Annotated in this window: 22 protein-coding genes, 1 tRNA gene and 1 other RNA gene; 15 read left to right on the forward strand and 9 right to left on the reverse strand. The window is 72.3% G+C overall.

Features of this window, described 5'->3' with window-relative positions:
* Window positions 1-17 precede the first annotated feature (17 nt).
* Window positions 18-905, forward strand: coding sequence for a 3-methyl-2-oxobutanoate hydroxymethyltransferase (gene panB, locus ACFVHK_RS10095; protein WP_376928699.1), 888 nt, complete (start codon window positions 18-20; stop codon window positions 903-905).
* Window positions 906-930: 25 nt separating this feature from the next.
* Here panB and ACFVHK_RS10100 read toward each other — a convergent pair whose 3' ends face one another.
* The gene (locus tag ACFVHK_RS10100; RefSeq protein ID WP_129233531.1) at window positions 931-1,116 is read right to left on the reverse strand and encodes an SPOR domain-containing protein; all 186 of its coding nucleotides are present in this window, start codon (window positions 1,114-1,116) and stop codon (window positions 931-933) included.
* An 11-nt stretch (window positions 1,117-1,127) separates the two neighbouring features.
* Between ACFVHK_RS10100 and map the strand changes: the two genes are divergently transcribed.
* Both map and ppgK read left to right on the forward strand, forming a co-directional pair.
* Complete coding sequence (gene map / locus ACFVHK_RS10105) at window positions 1,128-1,991, forward strand: type I methionyl aminopeptidase (RefSeq protein ID WP_376928700.1); 864 nt, start codon at window positions 1,128-1,130, stop codon at window positions 1,989-1,991.
* 60 nt (window positions 1,992-2,051) lie between these two features.
* Window positions 2,052-2,807, forward strand: a complete 756-nt coding sequence (gene ppgK, locus ACFVHK_RS10110) for a polyphosphate--glucose phosphotransferase (protein ID WP_129233529.1) — start codon at window positions 2,052-2,054, stop codon at window positions 2,805-2,807.
* A 28-nt stretch (window positions 2,808-2,835) separates the two neighbouring features.
* Here ppgK and rnpB read toward each other — a convergent pair.
* From rnpB to ACFVHK_RS10135, 5 genes are all read right to left on the reverse strand, one after another.
* Window positions 2,836-3,211, reverse strand: an RNA gene (gene rnpB, locus ACFVHK_RS10115) — RNase P RNA component class A.
* A gap of 40 nt (window positions 3,212-3,251) precedes the next feature.
* Window positions 3,252-3,989, reverse strand: coding sequence for a zinc ribbon domain-containing protein (locus ACFVHK_RS10120; RefSeq protein ID WP_376928701.1), 738 nt, complete (start codon window positions 3,987-3,989; stop codon window positions 3,252-3,254).
* Between the two features lie 64 nt (window positions 3,990-4,053).
* Window positions 4,054-4,875: a Nif3-like dinuclear metal center hexameric protein gene (locus tag ACFVHK_RS10125; RefSeq protein ID WP_376928702.1), complete on the reverse strand. Its 822-nt coding sequence runs from the start codon at window positions 4,873-4,875 to the stop codon at window positions 4,054-4,056.
* 126 nt (window positions 4,876-5,001) lie between these two features.
* Window positions 5,002-5,074 (reverse strand) — tRNA-Val (locus ACFVHK_RS10130).
* Window positions 5,075-5,136: 62 nt separating this feature from the next.
* The gene (locus ACFVHK_RS10135; protein ID WP_376928703.1) at window positions 5,137-5,598 is read right to left on the reverse strand and encodes a peroxiredoxin; all 462 of its coding nucleotides are present in this window, start codon (window positions 5,596-5,598) and stop codon (window positions 5,137-5,139) included.
* A gap of 160 nt (window positions 5,599-5,758) precedes the next feature.
* Between ACFVHK_RS10135 and aceE the strand changes: the two genes are divergently transcribed.
* The 6 genes from aceE (at window position 5,759) to ACFVHK_RS10165 (ending at window position 13,405) form a co-directional block, all read left to right on the forward strand.
* A complete protein-coding gene (aceE, locus tag ACFVHK_RS10140; RefSeq protein WP_129234076.1) occupies window positions 5,759-8,485 on the forward strand; it encodes a pyruvate dehydrogenase (acetyl-transferring), homodimeric type in 2,727 nt (908 codons plus the stop codon).
* A gap of 14 nt (window positions 8,486-8,499) precedes the next feature.
* Window positions 8,500-9,714 (forward strand): PucR family transcriptional regulator, encoded by a 1,215-nt coding sequence (locus ACFVHK_RS10145; protein ID WP_376928704.1) that lies wholly within the window; start codon window positions 8,500-8,502, stop codon window positions 9,712-9,714.
* 91 nt (window positions 9,715-9,805) lie between these two features.
* Window positions 9,806-10,729, forward strand: coding sequence for an ACP S-malonyltransferase (locus tag ACFVHK_RS10150; RefSeq protein WP_376928705.1), 924 nt, complete (start codon window positions 9,806-9,808; stop codon window positions 10,727-10,729).
* A gap of 28 nt (window positions 10,730-10,757) precedes the next feature.
* Window positions 10,758-11,762, forward strand: coding sequence for a beta-ketoacyl-ACP synthase III (locus ACFVHK_RS10155; protein ID WP_376928706.1), 1,005 nt, complete (start codon window positions 10,758-10,760; stop codon window positions 11,760-11,762).
* 69 nt (window positions 11,763-11,831) lie between these two features.
* On the forward strand, window positions 11,832-12,080 hold the full coding sequence (locus ACFVHK_RS10160) for an acyl carrier protein (RefSeq protein WP_129234072.1): 249 nt from the start codon (window positions 11,832-11,834) through the stop codon (window positions 12,078-12,080).
* 89 nt (window positions 12,081-12,169) lie between these two features.
* Window positions 12,170-13,405, forward strand: coding sequence for a beta-ketoacyl-[acyl-carrier-protein] synthase family protein (locus ACFVHK_RS10165; RefSeq protein ID WP_376928707.1), 1,236 nt, complete (start codon window positions 12,170-12,172; stop codon window positions 13,403-13,405).
* Window positions 13,406-13,559: 154 nt separating this feature from the next.
* Here ACFVHK_RS10165 and ACFVHK_RS10170 read toward each other — a convergent pair whose 3' ends face one another.
* The gene (locus ACFVHK_RS10170) at window positions 13,560-14,081 is read right to left on the reverse strand and encodes a DUF3145 domain-containing protein (protein ID WP_229275908.1); all 522 of its coding nucleotides are present in this window, start codon (window positions 14,079-14,081) and stop codon (window positions 13,560-13,562) included.
* A gap of 211 nt (window positions 14,082-14,292) precedes the next feature.
* Here ACFVHK_RS10170 and ACFVHK_RS10175 point away from each other — a divergent pair, with 211 nt between their 5' ends.
* Window positions 14,293-14,913 (forward strand): PadR family transcriptional regulator, encoded by a 621-nt coding sequence (locus ACFVHK_RS10175; RefSeq protein WP_376928708.1) that lies wholly within the window; start codon window positions 14,293-14,295, stop codon window positions 14,911-14,913.
* Here the strand turns inward: ACFVHK_RS10175 and ACFVHK_RS10180 are convergent.
* Window positions 14,892-16,628, reverse strand: coding sequence for a bifunctional 3'-5' exonuclease/DNA polymerase (locus ACFVHK_RS10180; protein ID WP_376928709.1), 1,737 nt, complete (start codon window positions 16,626-16,628; stop codon window positions 14,892-14,894). The two genes, ACFVHK_RS10175 and ACFVHK_RS10180, sit on opposite strands and share 22 nt — an antisense overlap.
* 143 nt (window positions 16,629-16,771) lie before the next feature.
* Here ACFVHK_RS10180 and ACFVHK_RS10185 point away from each other — a divergent pair, with 143 nt between their 5' ends.
* From ACFVHK_RS10185 to ACFVHK_RS10200, 4 genes are all read left to right on the forward strand, one after another.
* A complete protein-coding gene (locus ACFVHK_RS10185; protein ID WP_376928710.1) occupies window positions 16,772-17,533 on the forward strand; it encodes a hypothetical protein in 762 nt (253 codons plus the stop codon).
* An 85-nt stretch (window positions 17,534-17,618) separates the two neighbouring features.
* A complete protein-coding gene (locus ACFVHK_RS10190; RefSeq protein WP_376928711.1) occupies window positions 17,619-18,098 on the forward strand; it encodes an NfeD family protein in 480 nt (159 codons plus the stop codon).
* A 63-nt stretch (window positions 18,099-18,161) separates the two neighbouring features.
* Window positions 18,162-19,622: a flotillin family protein gene (locus ACFVHK_RS10195; protein ID WP_376928712.1), complete on the forward strand. Its 1,461-nt coding sequence runs from the start codon at window positions 18,162-18,164 to the stop codon at window positions 19,620-19,622.
* A 220-nt stretch (window positions 19,623-19,842) separates the two neighbouring features.
* Window positions 19,843-21,006: a hypothetical protein gene (locus ACFVHK_RS10200; protein ID WP_376928713.1), complete on the forward strand. Its 1,164-nt coding sequence runs from the start codon at window positions 19,843-19,845 to the stop codon at window positions 21,004-21,006.
* A gap of 43 nt (window positions 21,007-21,049) precedes the next feature.
* Here ACFVHK_RS10200 and ACFVHK_RS10205 read toward each other — a convergent pair whose 3' ends face one another.
* Entirely contained in the window at window positions 21,050-21,508 is a 459-nt protein-coding gene (locus ACFVHK_RS10205; RefSeq protein ID WP_376928714.1) for a GntR family transcriptional regulator, read from the reverse strand.
* On the opposite strand from ACFVHK_RS10205, the gene ACFVHK_RS10210 reads away from it, so the two are divergent.
* Window positions 21,499-22,659 carry a TolB family protein gene (locus ACFVHK_RS10210; RefSeq protein WP_376928715.1) on the forward strand — a complete coding sequence of 387 codons (1,161 nt, stop codon included), beginning with the start codon at window positions 21,499-21,501 and terminating at the stop codon, window positions 22,657-22,659. The two genes, ACFVHK_RS10205 and ACFVHK_RS10210, sit on opposite strands and share 10 nt — an antisense overlap.
* Window positions 22,660-22,670: the final 11 nt, after the last annotated feature.

Here is a 22,670-nt window from a genome sequence, read left to right on the forward strand (position 1 = left end):
TGTGCGAGACTGGCGCCATGTCCGACCACGCATCCGACGGCGCAGCGAACCCCTCCGAGGCCCCCGTGGCCGAGAACCCCTACGGCGGCGCCTCGAGCGCCACGGGCGGCCCGAAGCGAGTCCGCACGCGGCACTTCCAGAACGCCAAGCGCGACGGCATCAAGATCACCGGCCTCACCAGCTACGACCAGCTCACCGCACGCATCTTCGACGAGGCCGGCATCGACTTCCTGCTGGTCGGCGACTCGGCCGGGAACAACGTGCTCGGCTACGAGACGACCCTTCCCGTCACCGTCGACGAGCTCATCCCGCTCACGCGCGCCGTCGCCGGCGCGGTCGAGCGCTCGTTCGTCATCGCCGACATGCCCTTCGGCTCGTACGAGAACGGGCCCGACGAGGCGCTGCACACCGCCATCCGCTTCATGAAGGAGGCGGGCGCGCACGCGGTCAAGCTCGAGGGCGGCGAACGCAGCCAGAAGCAGATCCGCCGCATCGTCGGTGCGGGCATCCCCGTGATGGCGCACATCGGGTACACGCCGCAGAGCGAGCACGGCCTGGGCGGCCACATCATCCAGGGTCGCGGCGAGGGCGTGAAGCAGCTGCTCGCCGACGCCCGGGCCATCCAGGACGCCGGGGCGTTCGCCGTCGTCCTCGAGATGGTGCCGGCGGACGCGGCGCGGCAGGTCACCGAACTGCTCCACATCCCGACGATCTCGGTCGGCGGCGGCCCGCACTGCGACGGGCAGCTGCTCGTGTGGACCGACTGGGCCGGGCTGACCACGGGCCGGATCCCCCGGTTCGTCAAGCAGTACGCGAACCTCGCGGGCGTGCTCGGCGATGCCGCCCGGGAATGGCGCGCGGATGTCGCCTCAGGCGCCTACCCGACGGAGGAGCACTCGTACTGACGGCCCGACCGGCCGTGCGGGCCGCTCACTCCTCGGCGGCCTCCTCCTCGGCCCACTTCGCGCTGTTGGCGCGGAGGATCTCGAGGGCCTGCTCGGCCTCGGCGCGCGTCTCGAACGGGCCGACGCGCTCGACGGCCGGCGAGACCAACCCCTCCTCGACCTCACCCGTGTTGAGGTTGTACCAGAACTGATGCTCGACGTCCCTCGACATAGGCTGATCCTATGCCCAAGGACCAAGCCGGCCACCTGATCCCCGGCCGACTCTCACCGACGCGCCCCGTGCCGGCGGCGATCGCCCGGCCCGAGTACGTGGGCCGCACGGCGCCCTCGCCGAACACGGGCGGCGACCGGTACTCCCCCGACGAGGTCGAGCGGATCCGCGCAGCAGGGCGGCTCGCGGCCGGCGCGATCGAGGCCGCCGCCGCGGCCATCCGTCCCGGGGTGACGACCGACGAGCTCGACCGGATCGCGCACGAGTACGTCGTCTCCCGCGGCGCCTACCCGTCGACGCTCGGCTACCGCGGGTACCCGAAGTCCTCGTGCACGTCGGTGAACGAGGTGATCTGCCACGGCATCCCCGACGACACCGTGCTCGACGACGGCGACCTCGTCAACATCGACGTGACGGCCTACCTCGACGGCATGCACGGCGACACGAACGCCACCTTCGTGGTCGGCGAGGCCGACGAGGAGGTGCGACTGCTCGTCGACCGCACGCGCGAGGCGCTGGCCCGCGGCATCCGCGCCGTCGCCCCAGGCCGGCAGGTGAACGTCATCGGCCGGGCGATCGAGTCGTACGCGAAGCGGTTCGGCTACGGCGTGGTGCGCGACTACACGGGGCACGGCGTCGGGCGGGCGTTCCACACGGGGCTCGTGATCCCGCACTTCGACGACCCGGCCGCGACCGCCGTGCTGGAGGCCGGAATGGTGTTCACGATCGAGCCGATGCTGACGCTCGGGACGACCGAGTGGGACGTGTGGGCGGACGACTGGACCGTGGTCACGCGCGACCGGTCGCTGACCGCGCAGTTCGAGCACACGCTCGTCGTCACCGAGCGCGGGGCGGAGATCCTGACGCTCCCCTGACCCGGCGCCGGGCGATCGCGTCGTCACGGGCTCGCGCCGGCCGCGCGGTATCGTGTCGCCATGGCGACTGAGCGGGCGATCGGCATCGACATCGGAGGCACCGGCATCAAGGGCGCGGTGGTCGATCTCGGCACCGGCGAGCTCGTGACCGAGCGCATCAAGGTCAAGACCCCGGCCGGCGGTCGTCCGGCCGACATCCTGCAGGCGACGGGCGAGCTCCTCTCCCAGGTCGCCGACCTCGGGCACACGGCCCTCCCCCTCGGCGTGTGCTTCCCGGCCATCGTCAAGCACGGCCGCACGCTGTCGGCGGCGAACGTCTCCGACGAGTGGATCGGCCTCGAGGCGGAACGGATGTTCGAGCAGGAACTGCGCAGCGAGATCCACTTCATCAACGATGCGGATGCCGCCGGCTACGCCGAGGCGCGGTTCGGCGCCGCGAAGGACGAGGACGGCCTCGTCATCCTGACCACGCTGGGCACCGGGATCGGCTCGGCGCTCATCTTCGACGGCGTGGTGGTGCCGAACTCCGAACTCGGTCACCTCGAGGTCGACGGCCACGACGCCGAGTCGCGTGCGGCGTACTCCGCCATGGAGCGCGACCAGCTCTCCTGGCAGCAGTGGGCCGAGCGCCTCCAGCGGTACTACTCGCACGTGGAGTTCCTGTTCTCCCCCGACCTGTTCGTCGTCGGCGGAGGGGTGTCCAAGCACCATGAGGAGTTCCTGCCGCTGCTCGACCTGAAGACGCCCATCGTGCCGGCCGTGCACCGCAACAACGCCGGCATCCTCGGCGCCGCCGCGCTCGCGGCGAGGTTCTGAGGCGCGCGCGGGCCGGGGCGGGCTGAGGCGAGCGGGCCGGCTGATACGCCGGGTTCTGTTCACCGGGCGCTTGCGCGACACCGGCTGGACGGCCATCTCTCTCGGAGCTGCGTCACCGCAGCCCTCCAGCGGCCTACCCGGGGACGGGACGGGCAGCCCCATGGTCCCCTGTCTGACCTTGCTCCGGACGAGGTTTACCGAGCCGACCGCGTCACCGCGGCCGCTGGTGGGCTCTTACCCCACCGTTTCACCCTTACCGCGGGCCGAGGCCCGTGGCGGTCTGCTTTCTGTGGCACTGTCTCGCGGGTTGCCCCGGGTGGGCGTTACCCACCGTCCTGCCCTGCGGAGCCCGGACGTTCCTCGGCACCCGATCGCTCGGGCGACGCGGCCGTCTTGCCGACCCGCTCGCCCTCCAAGGCTACCGCTCCGAACCGGGTGCGCCGGTCAGAGCCCGGACTCGGCCGTGCGCACGAGGATCCGGTCGCACTCCGGGCACTGCACGACCTCGTCGTCGGCGGTGCGGCGGACCGCCTCGAGGTCGGACCCGGTGAGCGTGATCGTGCAGCCGCCGCACGTGCGCTGGCGGAGGAGGGCGGCGCCGATGCCGCCGCCTCGGACCCGGCGGTCCTCGTAGAAGCGGAGCAGGTCGTCGGGGATCGTCCCGGCGAGGGTCCCCCGGTCGCGTTCCGCCTGCTCCCGCTCGGTGCCGAGCCCTCCGGCGGCCTCGTCACGGGCGGCCTCGAGCGTCGCGGTCGCCTCGGCGAGCTCGGCCCGCTCGCGGTCGATCCCGGCGACGTGCGCCTCGGCCGCTTCGACCTTCTCCATCACGACGAGCTCGGCGTCCTCGAGGTCGCTGAGGCGCTTGCGGAGCGAGGCGAGCTCGGCCTCGAGCGCCTGGACATCCTTCATCGACGACGTGTGCGTCAACCGGTCGCCGTCGCGGGCGATGCGCTTCTCGACCACCTCGACGTCGGACTCGATGCGTCCGAGCTCGGTGCGGGCGTCCTCGAGGGTGCCGATCGCCTCGGCGCGCCGGCCGCGGACCGCCGTGTCGCGCTCCGCCAGGGACGCGAGCTCGGCGGTCTGCGGGAGCGAGCGCAGGCGATGCGCGAGCTGCTGCAGTCGGGTGTCGATGGCCTGGAGGCGGAGCAACTGCTCCTGGTCGGCGGGGCTGGCCTTCACGTGGTGCTCCTCGTGGGGTTCGGGACGGGACGGATCGAGGTCGGGGTGCTCGGCGCGGGTCGGGTCACTGGACGACCTGGAAGTCCCACGGGTCGGTGCGGAGGTCGCTCACCACGACCTCGAGTTCGGGGTGGGCATCGCGGAGTTCGCGGGCGGCCGCGTCGAGCCAGAGCCACTCGCTCGCCCAGTGCGAGACGTCGATGAGCGCCGGGCCGCCGCCGAGCATCGCCTGCTCGCGGGCCTCGGACGCGGGATGGTGTCGCAGGTCGGCCGTGACGTACGCGTCGGCCGCGCGGACGGCCGGGTGCCCGAGGAGCGAGTCGCCGGCCCCGCCGCAGACCGCGACGGTCGCGACGGGGTCGTCGAACCCGCCGGCGACGCGGACGCCGGTCGCCGTCGGCGGCAGGACCTCGGCCAGGCGACGTGCGAGCCGGCCGAGCGTCGTCGGCTCGGCGAGGCGCCCCACGCGGCCGAGGCCTCGCGTGGCATCCGTCGCGTTCGGCACGATCGGAGCGACCTCGACGAGGCCGAGCCGGTCGGCGAGGACCGCGGACGTGCCGGTCTCGACGATGTCGGCGTTCGTGTGCGCGCCGACGAGCGCGCAGTCGGCGCGGATGAGCTTCGCGAGCAGCGCGCCCTTGTAGCGGTCCTCGGCGATCGAGGTGACGCCGCGAAGCAGGAGGGGATGGTGCGCCACGATCAGGTCGGCGCCCTCGGCGACGGCTTCGTCGACGGTGGCCGAGACGGCGTCGACCGCGAGGAGCACGCGCGAGACCTCACGCGCCGGGTCTCCGGTCACGAGCCCCGGCGCGTCCCACGGTTCGGCGCCGGAGACGGGCCACAGGCGCTCCACGGTCGAGAGGACGTCGGCGAGGCGGACTGGCACCCGCCCAGCCTACGCCGAACCGCGCGGCGGGCCGGGCCCGCGGTTGCCGCCAGCAGCGGCCCCGTCCGCATCATCACCGACGCCGAGTGGGTGCGGTCTGACGTGCGGACGGCCGGGACGGGTGGGTGGGCCCTGCCGGGCTCGAACCGACGACATCCACGGTGTAAACGTGGCGCTCTACCAACTGAGCTAAAGGCCCCCACCGCGTGCGCGGCACTTCGATCGTAGCGAAGCGCGGCCGCGGCATCCGCCCGCACCGGTTCACCCGAGCGCCGTGAGCGCCTCCCGGTACGCGGCGAGCGGGCGCGCCTCGCCCGGCGCCGCCTCGAACGACGAGCGGATGACGCCGTCGGCGCCGATCACGAAGGCGGCGCGCCGTGCGAACCCGGCCCCCTCGTCGAACGCCCCGTACGCGCGCGCGACCGCGCCGTGCGGCCAGAAGTCGGACAGGAGGGTCAGCCGCACGCCCTGTTCCTCGGCCCAGGCCCGCAACGCGTGCTTGGAGTCGACGGAGGCCACGAAGAGCTCGGCGCCCGCCGCGTCGAACATCGGGGCCGCGCCATCCAGCTCGGCCAGCTCGAGCGTGCAGATGCGCGAGAACGCGAACGGCACGAACGCCAGCACGACCGCCCGGCTGCCGCTCAGCGCCGCGAGCCGGTGCGGCGCGCCGTGCTGGTCGGGCAGTGCGAACTCGGGCGCGGGCGCCCCGGGACCGAGGATCACGGACCCTCCCTCGGCTTCTGAGTGGACGCGCGCCAGCCTAGACCGTCATGGGCCGCCGTAGAATCACTAGGATGGCGTGGTGCCCCCCGACCGTGACCCGGTCTTCGTCGTGCGCAACGCACGGATCAGAGGCACGATCTGCTGAAGAGAGAGGTCGAGTGTGACTGTCAACGACCAGGACCCGTACTCGGTCGAGGCGATGGACTCCGATCCGGAGGAGACCAACGAGTGGGCCGAGTCCCTCGACGCCCTCGTCGCCGAGAAGGGCCACCAGCGCGGGCGTGAGATCATGCTCAGCCTGCTCAAGCGCTCCAAGGAGCTCCACCTCGGCGTCCCCATGGTGCCGACCACGGACTACCTGAACACCATCGCCCCCGAGAACGAGCCCGCGTTCCCCGGCGACGAGGACCTCGAGCGCCGCTACCGCGCCTGGATCCGATGGAACGCCGCGATGCTCGTGCACCGCGCGCAGCGCCCCGGCATCGGCGTCGGCGGCCACATCTCCACCTACGCCTCGTCCGCGGCGCTGTACGAGGTCGGCTTCAACCACTTCTTCCGCGGCCAGGACCACCCCGGCGGCGGCGACCAGATCTTCGTCCAGGGCCACGCATCGCCCGGCACGTACGCCCGGGCGTACCTCGAGGGCCGGCTCTCCACCGACCAGCTCGACGGCTTCCGCCAGGAGAAGTCGCACGCCCCCGCCGGCCTCTCGTCCTACCCGCACCCGCGCCTGATGCCGGAGTTCTGGCAGTTCCCGACCGTGTCGATGGGCCTCGGGCCGATCAACGCGATCTACCAGGCCCAGGCGAACAAGTACCTCACCAACCGCGGCATCAAGGACGCGTCCGACCAGCAGGTCTGGGCGTTCCTCGGCGACGGCGAGATGGACGAGGTCGAGAGCCGCGGCCAGCTCCAGGTCGCCGCGAACGAGGGCCTGGACAACCTGACCTTCGTCATCAACTGCAACCTGCAGCGCCTCGACGGCCCCGTCCGCGGCAACGGCAAGATCATCCAGGAGCTCGAGAGCTTCTTCCGCGGCGCCGGCTGGAACGTGATCAAGGTCGTCTGGGGCCGCGAGTGGGACGACCTGCTCGCCCGCGACCAGGACGGCGCGCTTCGCAACCTCATGAACGTCACGCCCGACGGCGACTACCAGACCTACAAGGCCGAGTCGGGCGCCTACGTGCGCGAGAACTTCTTCGGCCGCGACCCGCGTGCCCTCGAGCTCGTCAAGGACCTCTCCGACGAGCAGATCTGGAACCTCAAGCGCGGCGGCCACGACTACCGCAAGGTCTACGCGGCGTTCAAGGCGGCGACCGAGCACAAGGGCCAGCCCACGGTCATCCTCGCCAAGACCATCAAGGGCTACGGCCTCGGTCCGGCCTTCGAGGGGCGCAACGCGACGCACCAGATGAAGAAGATGACGCTGGACAACCTGAAGACGTTCCGCGACACCATGCGCATCCCCATCTCCGACGCGCAGCTCGAGGAGAACCCGTACCTGCCGCCGTACTACCACCCCGGCAACGACGACGAGGCCATCCAGTACCTGCACGAGCGTCGCCGCGAACTCGGCGGCTACCTCCCCGAGCGCCGATCGAACCACACCGCGATCTCGCTGCCCGACGACTCGGCGTACGCGATCGCCAAGAAGGGCTCGGGCACGCAGGAGGTCGCGACGACCATGGCGTTCGTCCGGCTCCTGAAGGACCTGATGCGGTCCAAGGACTTCGGGAACCGCATCGTCCCGATCATCCCCGACGAGGCCCGCACCTTCGGCATGGACGCGTTCTTCCCGAACGCGAAGATCTACAACCCGATGGGCCAGCACTACACGTCGGTCGACCGCGAGCTGCTCCTGGCCTACAAGGAGAGCCCGCAGGGGCAGATCGTGCACGTCGGCATCAACGAGGCGGGCGCGCTCGCCGCGTTCACCGCCGTCGGCACGTCGTACTCGACGCAGGGCGAGCCGCTGATCCCGATCTACGTGTTCTACTCGATGTTCGGATTCCAGCGCACGGGCGACGCCATGTGGGCGGCGGGCGACCAGATGGCGCGCGGCTTCATCATCGGCGCGACCGCGGGCCGCACGACGCTCACGGGCGAGGGCCTGCAGCACGCCGACGGGCACTCGCCGCTCCTCGCGGCGACCAACCCGGCGGTCGTCTCCTACGACCCGGCCTACGGCTACGAGATCGGGCACATCATGCGCTCGGGCCTGGATCGCATGTACGGCGGCACCCACGCCGACCCGAACGTCATGTACTACCTGACGGTCTACAACGAGCCGCTCGTGCAGCCCGCCGAGCCCGAGTCGGTCGACGTGGACGGCATCGTCCGCGGCATCCACCGCATCTCGGAGGGTGCGGGCGACGGCCCGAAGGCGCAGCTGCTCGCGTCGGGCGTGGCGGTGCCGTGGATCATCGAGGCGCAGAACCTGCTCGCGCAGGACTGGGGCATCTCGGCCGACGTGTGGTCGGTGACCAGCTGGACGGAGCTCGCGCGCGACGGACTCGCCGCCGACGAGCACAACTTCCTCCACCCGGACGCCGAGCGCCACGTGCCGTACCTCACGCAGAAGCTCGCCGGCGCCCGCGGCCCGTTCGTCGCCGTGTCCGACTTCATGCACGCCGTGCAGGAGCAGATCCGGCCCTACGTGCCGGGACAGTACGCGACGCTCGGCGCCGACGGCTTCGGCTTCTCGGACACCCGCCCGGCGGCGCGTCGCTTCTTCAAGATCGACGGCCCCTCGGTCGTGGTGCGGACCCTGGAGATGCTCGCCGAGCGCGGCGAGGTCGACCGGTCGCTGCCTGCGCAGGCCATCGAGCGGTACCGCCTCCACGACGTGAACGCGGGCACGACCGGCAACGCCGGCGGCGAGAGCTAGCAGGCGTCCCGACGGTGGCGACGAAGCCCAGGACCAAGGCGGAGACCCTCGCGTGGTTGCGAACCATCTCGGGTGAGCTCTCGACCCAGACGTTGAAGCGCCTGGAGGACACGCTGCCCTGGTACGGGGAGATGCCGCCGAGCCGTCGCTCGGCGGTGGGCCTCGTCGCCCAGGCGGGCATCTCGTCGTTCATCGCCTGGTTCGACGATCCGCGGTCGACGCCGTGGATCGCGGCCGACGTGTTCGGCGCGGCACCGCGCGAGCTGCTGCGCTCGGTGAGCCTGCAGCAGACGCTGCAGCTCATCCGGGTCACGGTCGAGGTCGTCGAGGAGCGCGTGAAGGACGGCGGCGAGCCGCTCCGCGAGGCGATCCTGCTCTACTCGCGCGAGATCGCGTTCGCCGCCGCCGACGTCTACGCACGTGCCGCCGAGGCGCGCGGCCTCTGGGACGCGCGCCTCGAGGCGCTCGTCGTCGACTCGATCCTCTCGGGCGAGTACGACGACGAGCTGCCGAGCCGCATCGCGGCGCTCGGCTGGCACGGCCACGGCGAGGTCGCGGTGCTGGTCGGCACGGCGCCGAAGCTGTTCGACGTGGACCAGGTGCGCCGGGCCGCACGGCACATGCACGCCGACGTCCTCATCGGCGTGCAGGGCAATCGCCTGGTCGTCGTGATCGGCCGGGCCGAGCCGCGCGGAGTCGAGTCCGAGGAGGCCGTCGGGACCGCGCCCGCACTCTCGTTCATCGAGATCGCCACCCAACTGGAGTCCAACTTCGGCCCCGGTCACCTGGTGCTCGGGCACGAGGTGCCGAACCTCGTCGATGCGTCGAAGAGCGCGAAGGCGGCGCTCGCTGGGTTCGCGGTCGCGCGGTCGTGGCGGCACGCGCCGCGGCCGGTGCACGCCGACGACCTGCTCCCGGAGCGCGCGCTCGCGGGCGATCCGCTGGCACGTGCGACGCTCGTGCATCGCATCTACCGCCCGTTGCAGGCGCACTCGACCGAGCTGCTCACGACGCTCTGGAGCTACCTCGACAACGGCCGATCCCTGGAAGCCACCGCTCGCGAGCTCTTCGTGCACCCGAACACGGTCCGCTACCGCCTGAAGCGCGTCTCCGACGTCATCGGGTGGGACGCCACGGGCGCGCGTGAGGCGCTGATCCTGCAGTCGGCGCTGATCATCGGGTCGATGAGCGATCACGAGTCGACGCCGCGCCGCCGTCCGTCGAGCTGACGGGCGGTATGTGGGTGCAGGACAAGGGTGCGGCGAATACCTTGTATCGAGTGCACACACATGCCCCGCGCTGGATTGGCAGACTGAGACGGTGATCGTCGTCGTCTGCCCTGGTCAGGGCTCCCAGACCCCCGGTTTCCTCGCCCCCTGGCTCGCCGAGCCGGCATTCGCCGAGCGCCTCGCCGCGCTGTCCGAGGCCGCCGGCGTCGACCTCGCGCTGCACGGGACCGAGAGCGACGCCGACACGATCCGCGACACCGCGATCGCCCAGCCGCTCATCGTCGCGGCGGGCATCCTGGCGTTCGACGCGCTCGCGGCCGACGGCCGCGCCGCCCGCATCGGCGGGGTCGCCGGCCACTCGGTGGGCGAGATCACCGCGGCCGCCGCGACCGGCGTCCTCGACGAGACCGATGCGATGCGGTTCGTCGCCGAGCGCGGTCGTGCGATGGCCGACGCCGCTGCCATCGTCGCGACCGGCATGAGCGCGGTCATCGGCGCCGACGAGGCCGAACTGCTCCCCCGGCTCGAGGCGCTCGGGCTCGAGCCCGCGAACTTCAACGGCGGCGGCCAGATCGTCGTCGCCGGCGCCCTCGACGCGCTCGAGCAGCTGAAGGCGGAGCCGCCGGCGGGCGCCCGGGTCATCCCCCTGCAGGTCGCCGGCGCATTCCACACGCGCTACATGCAGCCCGCCCGCGAACGCCTCGCGGCGGTGGCCTCCGCGTTCTCCCCGGCCGACCCCGCGCTCACGCTCTGGACGAACCGCGACGGCTCGACCGTGGCATCCGGAACCGCCTTCGTCGACCTGCTGGTCGGCCAGGTCGCCTCGCCGGTGCGCTGGGACCGTTGCATGTCGTCGTTCGCCGACGCGGGCGTGACGGGCATCATCGAGCTCGCACCGGCCGGCGCGCTCGTCGGCCTCGCCAAGCGCGCGCTGAAGGGCGTGCCGACGGTCGCCGTCAAGACCCCCGACGACCTGCCCGCCGCGATCGAGCTCCTCGATCAGCAGGCCGCCTGAACCCCCACCCCACGACACGAGAGAACGCATGACGCACCCCACGCTCAGCCAGTCGACCGGTCCCGCTTACACCCGCCTGTACTCGGTGGGCGCCGCACGCGGCGAGAACGCGGTGCCGAACGACGACCTCGTCGGCCCGATCGACTCGTCGGACGAGTGGATCCGACAGCGCACGGGCATCATCACCCGCGTGCGCGCCGGGGCCGACGTGCTCGCGGTCGACCTGGCGACGGATGCCGCGCGCGAGGCCATCGAGCGCTCGGGCGTGCCCGCCGACCGGATCGACCTGGTGATCGTCGCGACCATCTCGAACGTGCAGCAGACGCCGTCGATCGCGGCGGTCGTCGCCGACCGCGTCGGCGCGAACCCGGCCGCCGCGTACGACATGAACGCGGCCTGCGCGGGCTACGCCTACGCCGTGGCGCAGGCCGACGCGCTGATCCGCGCCGGCGCCGCGCACTACGCGCTCGTCATCGGCGCCGAGAAGCTCTCCGACGTCGTCGACCCGACCGACCGCACGATCTCGTTCCTGCTCGGCGACGGCGCAGGCGCCGTGGTCGTCGGTCCGAGCGACGAGCCGGCCATCGCGCCCACGGTGTGGGGCTCCGACGGATCCAAGGCGGACGCCGTGGGCATGAACCACACGCTCGTGGAGTACCGCGACGGCGCGGCGGAGTGGCCGACGCTCCGTCAGGAGGGCCAGACGGTCTTCCGCTGGGCCGTGTGGGACATGGCGAAGGTCGCCAAGCAGGCGCTGGACGCCGCCGGCGTCACCGCCGACGACCTCGCCGCGTTCATCCCCCATCAGGCGAACATGCGCATCATCGACGAGTTCGCCAAGCAGCTGAAGCTGCCCGACTCGGTCGTGATCGGCCGCGACATCGCGACGACCGGCAACACGTCGGCCGCGTCGATCCCGCTCGCGATGCACCGACTGCTCGAGGAGAACCCCGGGCTCTCAGGGGGCCTCGCCCTCCAGATCGGCTTCGGCGCCGGACTCGTCTTCGGCGCCCAAGTGGTGGTTCTGCCCTGAGCCGCCGTTCCCCGTCCATCTAGACTGTGTCTCGGTCATACGAGACATACCCCTGCAAGGAGAAGAACCATGGCATCGACCCGCGAAGAAGTGCTTGCCGGCCTGGCGGAGCTCATCAACGACGAGACCGGCATCGCGACCGACACGGTCGAGGCGGACAAGTCGTTCACCGACGACCTCGACATCGACTCCATCTCGATGATGACGATCGTCGTCAACGCCGAGGAGAAGTTCGACGTCAAGATCCCCGACGAAGAGGTCAAGAACCTCAAGACCGTCGGTGACGCCGTCGACTTCATCGTCAACGCGCAGGCCTAGTGACGTTCGGACGGGTCGGCGTGCGACGCCGGCCCGTCCGTTCCGTTCCACGCCGTTCCGTTCCCCTCGCCCTATCGGAGTGACCTCGTATGACCAAGAAGATCGTGATCACGGGCATCGGCGCGACCACGCCGATCGGCGGCACCGCCCGTGACAGTTGGAACGCCCTGCTCGCCGGCGAGTCCGGCGCGCGCACCCTCGAGCAGGAGTGGGTCGAGAAGTACGACCTGCCCGTGACGTTCGCCGCGTCGGCGAAGGTGCAACCGGCCGACGTGCTCGAGCGCCACGAGCTCAAGCGCCTCGACCCGTCCAGCCAGTTCGCCCTCATCGCCGGGCGCGAGGCGTGGGCGGATGCCGGTGCGCCCGAGGTCGCCCCGGAGCGGCTCGCCATCGACTGGGCGACCGGGATCGGAGGCGTGTGGACGCTGCTCGACGCATGGGACACCCTGCGCGACCGCGGCCCGCGTCGCGTGCTGCCCATGACCGTGCCCATGCTCATGCCGAACGGCCCGGGCGCGGCGGTCGGCATGGACCTGCACGCACGGGCGGGCATCCGCACCGTCGTGTCGGCCTGCGCCTCGAGCACCGAATCGCTCGTGAACGCGTGGGAGCACCTCCAGGACGGCGTCGCCGACGTCGTCATCGCGGGCGGCTCCGAGGCGGCGATCCACCCCGTCACCATCGCGTCCTTCTCGTCGATGCAGGCGCTGTCGCGCCGGAACGACGACCCGGCGATCGCGTCGCGGCCGTACGACCTGGGTCGCGACGGCTTCGTGATGGGCGAGGGCGCCGCCGCACTCGTGCTCGAGACCGAGGAGCACGCGAAGGCGCGCGGTGCGCGCATCTACGCGGAGCTGCTCGGCGGTGCGATCACGAGCGACGCGTACCACATCACGGCGCCCGACCCCGAGGGTTCGGCGGCCGCGCGTGCGATGAAGGCCGCGATCGCGGGCGCGGGCGCGAGCCTCTCCGACGTGCGCCACGTCAACGCGCACGCGACGAGCACGCCCGTCGGCGACATCGCCGAGTACAACGCGCTGCGCCGCGTGTTCGGCGACGGACTCGACGACATCGCCGTGACCGCGACGAAGGCCTCGACCGGACACCTGCTCGGCGGTGCCGGCGCCATCGAGTCGATCTTCACGGTGCTGGCGCTCCACGAGCGCACCGCTCCCCCGACGATCAACCTCGACGACCAGGACCCGGAGATCCCGCTCGACGTGGTGACCACGCCGCGTCCGCTCGGCGAAGGCGACCTCATCGCGATCAGCAACTCGTTCGGCTTCGGCGGGCACAACGCGGTCGCCGCGTTCCGCGCCGTCTGACCGACGACGGATGCCGCGGCATCCGTCGCATGCATCGGGCCCCGATCGCCTCACGGCGTCGGGGCCCGATGCAGTCCACCGCCTGCGGTTTCGCTCGTACGCCTCCAGGACCTCGGTCGACCGGACGACGCGTCACGCCACCGCGCGGTGCGCGTCAGCCCACGCGATGCAGCCAGATCACAGGGGCGAAGTCGCTCGCGTGCCGGAACGGCTCGAGCTCGTCGTCCCACGCCTGGCCGAGCGCGAGCCTCAGCTCGCGGTGCAGCTCGCCCGCGTCGAACGCGGCGACCTCCATCGCGTAGCGGATGCGGTCCTCGGGGATCACGACGTTGCCCGCCGTGTCGGTCTGCGCGTAGTACACGCCGAGCTCGGGCGTGTGCATCCACCGGGCGCCGTCGGAGTCCGCGCCCGGGTCCTCACTCACCTCGAAGCGGAGCTGCTCCCAACCGCGCAGGGCGGAGGCGATCCGGGCGCCGGATCCGGGCTCCCCGGTCCAGGAGAACTCGGTCCGGAGCGTGCCCGGCAGCACCGGCTGCTCGGTCCACTCGAAGTTCACGGGGGTGCCGAGTGCGCGACCGACCGCCCACTCGACGTGCGGGCCGACCGCCCGCGGGGACGAGTGCACGAACAGCATGCCTCGCGCGGCGCGCTGAGCCCGCGTGACCTGTTCCGCCATCTCCTGCTCCGTTCCTCGTGAGGTGCGTCTTCCCCTACGACCTCTGGAACGGTGCCTGGCGGCGGTGGCGTGTTCGGTTGTGACGAGCGAGTCGTCAGGTCGAGTATGCCCCGCTCGGCCGGGACTGACAAGGGAATTCCGCGGCGATCCGCACCTGAGGCGCTAAACTCCCTACTCGGTGAGTGATTCCACCCGGACCTGAGGAGGCGACGTGGCCGTCCGCGATGCGCTGCTCGTGCTGCTCGTGAACGGTCCCGCGTACGGGTTCCAGCTGCACGGGGACCTCGCCGCACGCACCGGCGGGCGCCGCGTCGTGAACGTGGGGCAGACCTACGCGACGCTCGACCGGCTGACGACGCAGGGCCTGGTCGAACCGGCCGGCTCGACCGACGACGGACTCCCCCTGCACCGGCTCACGCCCGCCGGGCGGCTCGCGGCCGATGCGTGGCTGGGCGGCGCGGACGGCGCAGGCGCCGATCCCTGGCACGAGAGCGTCGACCGCGTGCTCATCGCCGTATCGATGCCGTCCGTCGATGCCGCGCCGGTGATCGAGGCGGAGCGGGAACGCTGGCGGCGCCGACGCGATGGCGCGGAGGCGTCGCCGACGACGGGCGGGGACCCACGCGACGCCGACCCGCGCGCACGACTCGCAGCCGCCGCCACGAGCGCGGACGTCGCTCGCTCGGACGCGATGCTGGCGTGGCTCGGCGTGATCGCGGCATCCGACCTCGACGCGGCGGCGTTCGCGCCGAGCGCCGAGCGCCCGAGGCGCGGCCGCCGGCCCGCGCGACCAGCCCTCAGCGCCGTCGATCAGGCGTCGGCCGACGCGTAGCTCTCGGTCACGGCGAGGTCGAGTGGGAACTCCACGGGGGCCGCTCCGAACAGCAGGCGCCCCGCCTCGGCCGCGGATTCGCGCACCGCATCGGCCACGGCGTCGGCCGTCTCGGACGGCGCGTGCACGATGAGCTCGTCGTGCAGGAAGTAGACGAGGTGGGGCGCGCGTTCGAACACCGCGCCGGATGCCGCGGCGCGCGAGCGGCCCGTGCCGAGCTCGACGAGCCGCGTGCGCACGCCGGCGAGCCAGCAGAGCGCCCACTCCGCGGCGGTGCCCTGCACCACGAAGTTGCGGGTGAACCGACCCCAGTCGCGAGCCGCCGACCGGGCGCGGCGCTCGTCGGCCGCCGTCGCATCGGGCTGCGATGCGGCCGCCTGCGCCTCGTGCCACGACGGGGGCGGCACCGGCGAGGACCTGCCGAGGAGCGTGGTCACCTGCCTGCCGGCCTCGCCGTCGCGCGCAGCGCGGTCCACCAGCGCCATCGCGCGCGGGTAGGCGCGCGCGAGCTGCGGCACGAGCCGGCCGCTGTCGCCGGTCGTCGCCCCGTACATCGCACCGAGCAGCGCGACCTTGGCCTCGTCACGGGTCGCGACCACCCCGGCGTCGACGATCGAGCGGTACATGTCGCGGCCACGGCCCGCCGCGGCCATCGCGGGGTCGCGCGCGAGCGCGGCGAGGACGCGGGGCTCGAGCTGGGCGGCATCCGCCACGACCAGGCTCCACCCGGGGTCGGCGACCACCGCCGCCCGCACGGCCTTCGGCAGCTGCAGGGCTCCCCCGCCTGAGGTCGCCCACCGACCCGTCGCGGTGCCGCCCGCGACGTAGTCCGCGCGGAACCGCTCGTCGACCACCCACTCGTCGAGCCACGCCCAGCCGTTGGCCGAGAGCAGTCGCGCGAGCCGCTTGTACGCCAGGAGCGGGGCGACGGCGGGATGGTCGTGCTCGCGCAGCTCCCACTTCGCGGTCGAGTCGACGCCGATGCCCGCCGCGCGCAGGGCGCGCAGGAGGTCGACCTGGGAGTCGAGGCGGAGCGATGGAGCCTCGAGTTCGCGACGCACGCGCGCGGCGAGCTCGTCCATCCGAGCGGGCTTGCGCCCCAGCGGTGGACGTGGGCCGAGCGCCTCCTCGAGCACGCGCTCGTGCACAGAGCGTCGCCACGGAAGGCCGGCGCGGCGGAGCTCGGCGGCGATGAGGGCGCCCGCGGACTCGGCGGCGAGCAGCAGCCGCATCGCCGAGGGCCGGTCGGATGCCGCAGCGAGGGCCGCCTGGCGATCGTGTTCGACGACGAGGTCGGCGGCGGACGGCGACGCCGCCTGCTCCGGCCCGGATTCGGGTTCGACCTCGAACAGCGCCGGGCCGCGATCGACGGACACCACCGGCGCCGCGGCGCCGAGGGCCGCCTCGGCGGGTCCGACCGGCAACCAGCGGGGACGGTCGCGGACGACCGACCCGGCCCCGGCAGTCGCGGTCGACGACGCCAGGATCGCCCCGCACAGGCGCAGGTCGTGGCACCGGCCCACGCGCACGCCTGCGTCGAGGAGCGCGGGCGCCCACTCGCGCGTGTCGCGCCAGACCCACCGCGGCGCGGCCTCCGCCTCGAGCCGCGCGACTTCTCGCGGCACATCGGCCGCATCGCGCTCGAGGTGCAGGCCGCCGTCGGGGTCGAGGAACTCCACGCGCCCCGCGCTCGTCCTCGCGATTGCGATCCGCACACGTCGATTCTGCTCCGCACCGCCGACACCGGCCTGCCGACGCCCGCGCGCGGGGCGGTCGGTGGACCGCCGCCGGCCACGGCCCGCGCGGGTCGTGTCGGTGGCATCCGCGAGCATGTGGGCATGGGCGGACGGCGGGCGACATGGTCGCGGTGAGGTTCGGGTGCGGGCACGGCGCCGATGCCGACGATGCGGCCGCGGTCGCGCTGCGGCGCGCCTGCCCGGTCTGCATGCTCGTGCACGAGACGCAGCGCAGCCGCGGCGAGCTCCTCGGCCGGGTGGCTCCCGCACAGCGACGTCGCCTCGCCGCCGAGACGCGGATCGGCGCCGAGTACGACTGGAACTGCGCCCGCGGGCACGACCGCTACCGTGCGAGCGTGATGGAGGTGCTGACCGGCACCGGCTGCGCGAAGTGCCGTGCGAACGCCGCCGCGCCCGGTGCGGCTCGTGAGGCGGGCATGCCGTTCATGAAGCACGGCCTCCGGGTCGGCACGTCGATGACGGAGCAGCGGCTCAGGGTGCTGCTCGGCGAGCGGATCCGGCTCCACCATCGCGCCAACGCGGTGCGGACCGCGCGGATGTTCCACGGCCGCCAGGAGGTCTGGCCCGACATCCTCGTGGCCGAGCTGCGCGTCGCGATCGAGTACGACGATCCGGGGCGCTCGGGGCGCGCGCACCGGGGGCTGAAGGAGGGCTCCGACGTCGAGAAGGACGAGGCGCTTCGCGAGGTCGGGTGGGAGGTCATCCGCATCCGCGGCGGCGGCCTGGCGCCGCTCGGGCCGTACAGCATCCCCTGCCGTGGCATCACCGGGGCGGTCGCCGACGAGGTCGTGCGGCTCCTGCGCGCGATCCGCGGTGACGAGGCGGTCGACGCCCTGCTCGTCGGGCCCGCAGCCGCCTCGTGAGGCTGGCGCGCCGGCGATCCCCGCCGCTAGGGTGAGGACCGTCTCCGCTTGACCCGGGCGGAGACATCGTCGTGCAGAGAGGCCAATGGTGCTGCTCCCCTTCCTCATCGTCGGAGGCCTCGGCCTCGCCCTGCTCCTGGTCTCGCTCGTCATCGGCGACGTGCTCGACCACCTCGAGATCGGCGACGGCGCGATCTCGGGCACGGCGCTCGCCATCGGCATGACCGTGTTCGGCGCCGCGGGCGCGCTCACTGCGAGCAGCGGACTCGACCTCGTCTGGGCGTACGTCATCTCCGCAGCGCTCGCGATCGTCGCCTACGTCGTCGCCGTGCTCACGGTGCGCTCGCTCGCGAGGTCCTCCGACGGCGTCCCCGCCTCGGCGGTGGGCCTCACCGGCGTGGCGACGGCGTCGATCTCGCCCGCCGGCGGCGAGGTGAGCCTCGACGGCCCCGGCGAGGTCGAGCGGCGCCTCGCCTTCGCCGACAGCTCCATCGACGAGGGCGTCCGAGTCCGCGTCATCGCCCACGCGGGCAGCCGCGTCAAGGTCGTCGCCGACCAGTCCTGACCCTCGGGCGTCGCGCCGCGACATCCGTCACCCCCGCACCACCGACCCGAACCGGAAGCACCCATGACCCCTGAGATCATCCAGGTCGGCGCGATCCTCGCGATCGTCGTCGCGTTCCTCGGCCTGCTCGGCTTCATCGCCGGCCGCATCCGTCGCGTCCCGCCGAACGAGGCGCTCGTCATCGTCGGCCGGGCCGGCGGACGCAGCGCCGCGGAATCGGCCGGCCAGCGCGTCGTCATCGGCGGGCGCACCTTCGTCTGGCCGATCCTCCAGCAGGGCTTCCCGATCTCGCTCGAGCAGCGCCAGATCGGCATCACCGTCGAGGGCGTCGACCGAAACCGCATCAAGATCGCGATCAAGGCGTCGATCAACTTCAAGGTCAGCGGCACGGAGGAGGGCGTGCGCCGCGCCGCGCAGCGGTTCCTCTCGCAGCAGGACCTGTTGACCGAGATCATCTCCGAGTCGCTCGAGGGCTCGCTCCGGTCGATCGTCGGCGACATGACCATCGAGCAGATCATCTCCGACCGCAAGTCGCTCTCCGACCGGGTCGTCGCAGAGACGAAGACCGACCTCGCCGAGCAGGGCCTCCAGGTCGACCTGCTGAACATCAGCGACATCTCCACGCCGGGCAGCGACTACCTCGCGAACCTCGGCCGTGCCGAAGCGGCTCGCGCCCGACAGGTCGCCGAGGTGAGCGAGGCCGAAGCCGCGCGGGCGAGCGAGTTCGCCCGCATCGAGGCCGCCGAGCAGATCGCCGAGCGCCAGAAGGCGCTCAGCCTCAAGCAGGCCACGATCAAGGCCGAGACCGATCGCGCCAACGCCGAGGCGGAGGCGGCCGGTCAGCTCGCGAAGGCCGAGCAGGACAAGCTGGTCGCCGTCGAGGAGCGCGACGCACTCTCCGAGCAGGCCCTCGTCACGCAGGAGCGACTCGACATCGAGATCCGCAAGCCGGCCGAGGCCGAGGCCTACGCCGAGGTGCAGCGGGCCACCGCGAAGCGCGACGCCGCCAACGCCAGCACCGAGGCCGAAGCGTACAAGCGCACGAAGATCGCCGAGGCGAACAAGGTCGCCGCCGTCCAGGACGCCGAGGCGGCCGCGACGGCGGTCCGATTCGCGGGTGAGGCCGATCGCGACCGCCAGGTGGCGCAGGCCGAGGGCATCCGCGCCGAGGGTGAGGCGCGCGCCGCCGCCATCCAGGCCGAGGGCATCGCCGAGGCGGCCGCCACCGATGCCAAGGCCGAGGCGCTGAAGAAGTACGGCGAGGCGGCGCTCGCCCAGGAGATCATCTCGCGCCTCCCCGAGATCGTGCGTGCGGCCGCCGAGCCGATCGCCAGCATCGACACGCTCACCGTGGTCTCGACGGACGGCGCGAGCGCCATGACGAAGACCGTCGGCCAGGTGCTCGGCGAGGGCACCGAGGTCGTCAAGTCGCTCACCGGCCTCGACGTGGGCTCAATCCTGGCCGGCCTCGCCGGAGGATCCATCGCGGGGCGCGACGCCGCGCGCCACACCGCGGGCGACTGACCCTCGGAGCGCCACCGAACGGGCCGGGACCGCATCGGCGGGCCCGGCCCGTTGCCGTGCAGGTGCCGCTTCCGGAGGCAGCCGGTCGCGGCGGCTCGATCGCGCTTGACATGGGTAATGATGCTAGTACCATTAGCACCAAAGCACAGGTGTCCTGATGACCACCACGACCCCGCTCCCGTCACCGCCATCGACTTCGTCCGAGCCGAACGATTCCGAAGTGCGCGCGCCGACGGCTCGCGCCGCCGTCGACGAGTCCGCGCCGCGCGCACCGGTCGAGGTGCTGATCGAGGAGGCGAGGCATCGCGCACGACGCCGCCGGCAGGTCATCGGCACGGTCGCGATCGTGGCCGTCGCCGCCGCGGCGATCGCCCTCACCGCAGCGCTCGACGGCGCCGGCACGCCCGACGATCGAAGCACCGCACTCGGCGGCCCAGTCAGCGAGACGACGCTCGGGATCTTCGAGCCGATGCGCGGTCGCATCGTCTGGGCCGCAGACCATGAGCTGCGCGCCGTCGACCCCGCCGATCCGACGGACATCGAACGGGTGGCGCTCCCCGACGAGGTGGACTCCTTGGCGATGGTGTCGGGTTGGTCGGCCGACGGAACCCGACTCGCCCTCACCTCCGAGGACGCCGGGAAACTGTACGTCCTCGACACCCGAGGCGCGGTCGCCTTGGCCGGCGAGACCGGATGCTGCCTCTTCGTGAGCGATCCCTGGCTTGCGCCCGATGGCTCCACCGTCGCCGAGTTCGTCGCGCCGGGTCGCCTCCAGCTCCGCGATGTCGGCGGTCTCACGGAACCGCGTCAGGTCGATGTCGATCCGGCGTTCGGACGCGAGGACGGCCCGCCCGTCATCGCGGAGGCGTGGTCGCCCGACGGAACCCGGATCGCGCTGCGCGTGTACGAGGACGAAGTGACGTGGACCCGGCCGTCGATCTTCGTCGTCGACCTCGTCACGGGCACCACTCGAGAACTGCGCATCCCCGAGATCGACTTCATCAGGCACATGACCTGGTCCCCGGACGGGACGCGACTCCTCGTCGTCGCGGGCACGTACCTCCAGCTGAACGGGGTGAACCTGATCGCCCCCCCGGTCGGCCCGCAGGAGACGAGCCTCTACGTCATCGATACCGAGGTCGACGCATCCGGTCCGGCCCAGTCGCCCGAGCCCATCGCCTCGAGCCACTTCATCGCGGCGACCTGGGCACCCGACGGCGAGCAGATCGCGGCCATCGACTACGGCGCACCGGCCGGACCGGGCGGGCACGGCATCGTCATCATGAACCAGGACGGGTCCGGCGCGGATCTGATCGTGCCGACCACGGGCACGAGGCGTTGGACCGGGCTCGCGTGGCATCCGATTCAGAGCACGCCGCGATAGCCGCGGCGATGGCGGCCCTCGAGCCCCCCGGGTTGGCGGACGATCACCAGAGTTCGGTGATGAGCTCGGTCACTTCGTCGACGCGGTACCCGTGCCGCCGGGCGGACTCGATCAGTTCCCGCGCCTGCTCGACCACGACGCCGCGAGCCGGCTCCGCGGCGACCGAGATGCCCCGTCCGCGGCGGAATTCGAGCAGGCCTTCGTCGCGCAGCAGTCGGAGGGCACGGAGCACCGTGTTCGTGTTCACCCCGATCACCGCCGCCAGGTCACGTGCCGGAGGCAGCCGGTCGCCGGGTGCGGCCTCGCCCGCCGCGATCGCTCGCCGGATCTCCGCCGCGACCTGCTCGTACAGATCGGTCCCGGCGGCTCGATCGAGCTTGACAGGAGTAATGATGCTAGTAACATTAGCACCAAAGCACAGGTGTCCTGATGACCACCACGACCCCGCTCTCCTCACCGCCGTCGACTTCGTCCGAGCCGCATGATTCCGAAGTGCGCGCACCGGCTACGGGCGCCACGGTCGACCTTTCAGCGCCGCGCGCAGCGGTCGAGGTGCTGATCGAGGAGGCGAGGCATCGCGCACGACGCCGCCGGCAGGTCATCGGCACGGTCGCGATCGTGGCCGTCTCCGCCGCGGCGATCGCCCTCACCGCAGCGCTCGACGGCGCCGGCACGCCCGACGATCGAAGCACCGCACTCGGCGGCCCCCTCAGCGAGACGACGCTCGGGATCTTCGAGCCGATGCGCGGTCGCATCGTCTGGGCTGCAGACCATGAGCTGCGCGCCGTCGACCCCGCCGATCCGACGGACATCGAACGGGTGGCGCTCCCCGACGAGGTGGACCCCAAGGCGATGGTGTCGGGTTGGTCGGCCGACGGAACCCGACTCGCCCTCACCTCCGAGAACGCCGGGGAGCTCTACGTCCTCGACGCCCGAGGCACGCTGACCGCAGCCGGATCGACGCAGGGATGCTGCAGGTTCGTCTCCGCCGCCTGGCTCTCCCCGGACGGCAGGTCCGCCTTCGAGTTCGTCGCGCCGGGACGCCTCCAGATCCGCGATGTCGGCGGTCTCACGGAACCGCACGTGATCGCCGTCGATCCGGCGCTCGGGGCCGCGGAGGGTCCGTCAGCGCCGACACACGCGTGGTCGCCCGACGGGTCCAGCATCGCGATCGTCGTGGCCGACGACGTCGACGCGGAACCTCAGCCATCGTCCGTCCACGTCGTCGATCTCGTGACGGGCGTGAACCGAGCAGTGCTCGGCCCGGAACTCGGCCTCATCCGGCACCTGACGTGGTCGCCGAGCGGCGGTCAGCTCCTCGTCGTCGCCGGACCGTGGTTCGAGGTGACGGGCGCAGCGATGGTGAATCCGCACCTCGGTCCGTTGGAGATGGGCCTCTACCTCGTCGACACCGAACCCGGCCAGGTCGGGCCTGCGCCGGACCCCGAGCCCATCGCCTCCGGCCACTTCATCGCGGCCGCGTGGTCCCCCGACGGCGAACGCATCGCCGCCATCGACCACGCCACGCCGGGCGTCCACAGCCTCGTCACCATGAACCGGGACGGCTCGAGCGCACGGCGGATCGTCCCGGACCTCGACACCCGCGACTGGACCGGACTGGCCTGGCACCCGACGCCGAGCGAGCCGCGGTAGCTCCGTCGCAC

This window comes from Agromyces binzhouensis, from assembly GCF_042672355.1.
GTDB classification, from domain to species: domain Bacteria; phylum Actinomycetota; class Actinomycetes; order Actinomycetales; family Microbacteriaceae; genus Agromyces; species Agromyces binzhouensis.

Coding starts and splice junctions, on each gene's coding strand:
- panB (WP_376928699.1), top strand. CDS start 18: ATGTCCGACCACGCATCCGACGGCGCAGCGAACCCCTCCGAGGCCCCC.
- ACFVHK_RS10100 (WP_129233531.1), bottom strand. CDS start 1,116: ATGTCGAGGGACGTCGAGCATCAGTTCTGGTACAACCTCAACACGGGT.
- map (WP_376928700.1), top strand. CDS start 1,128: ATGCCCAAGGACCAAGCCGGCCACCTGATCCCCGGCCGACTCTCACCG.
- ppgK (WP_129233529.1), top strand. CDS start 2,052: ATGGCGACTGAGCGGGCGATCGGCATCGACATCGGAGGCACCGGCATC.
- ACFVHK_RS10155 (WP_376928706.1), top strand. CDS start 10,758: ATGACGCACCCCACGCTCAGCCAGTCGACCGGTCCCGCTTACACCCGC.
- ACFVHK_RS10160 (WP_129234072.1), top strand. CDS start 11,832: ATGGCATCGACCCGCGAAGAAGTGCTTGCCGGCCTGGCGGAGCTCATC.
- ACFVHK_RS10165 (WP_376928707.1), top strand. CDS start 12,170: ATGACCAAGAAGATCGTGATCACGGGCATCGGCGCGACCACGCCGATC.
- ACFVHK_RS10170 (WP_229275908.1), bottom strand. CDS start 14,081: ATGGCGGAACAGGTCACGCGGGCTCAGCGCGCCGCGCGAGGCATGCTG.
- ACFVHK_RS10185 (WP_376928710.1), top strand. CDS start 16,772: ATGGTCGCGGTGAGGTTCGGGTGCGGGCACGGCGCCGATGCCGACGAT.
- ACFVHK_RS10190 (WP_376928711.1), top strand. CDS start 17,619: ATGGTGCTGCTCCCCTTCCTCATCGTCGGAGGCCTCGGCCTCGCCCTG.
- ACFVHK_RS10195 (WP_376928712.1), top strand. CDS start 18,162: ATGACCCCTGAGATCATCCAGGTCGGCGCGATCCTCGCGATCGTCGTC.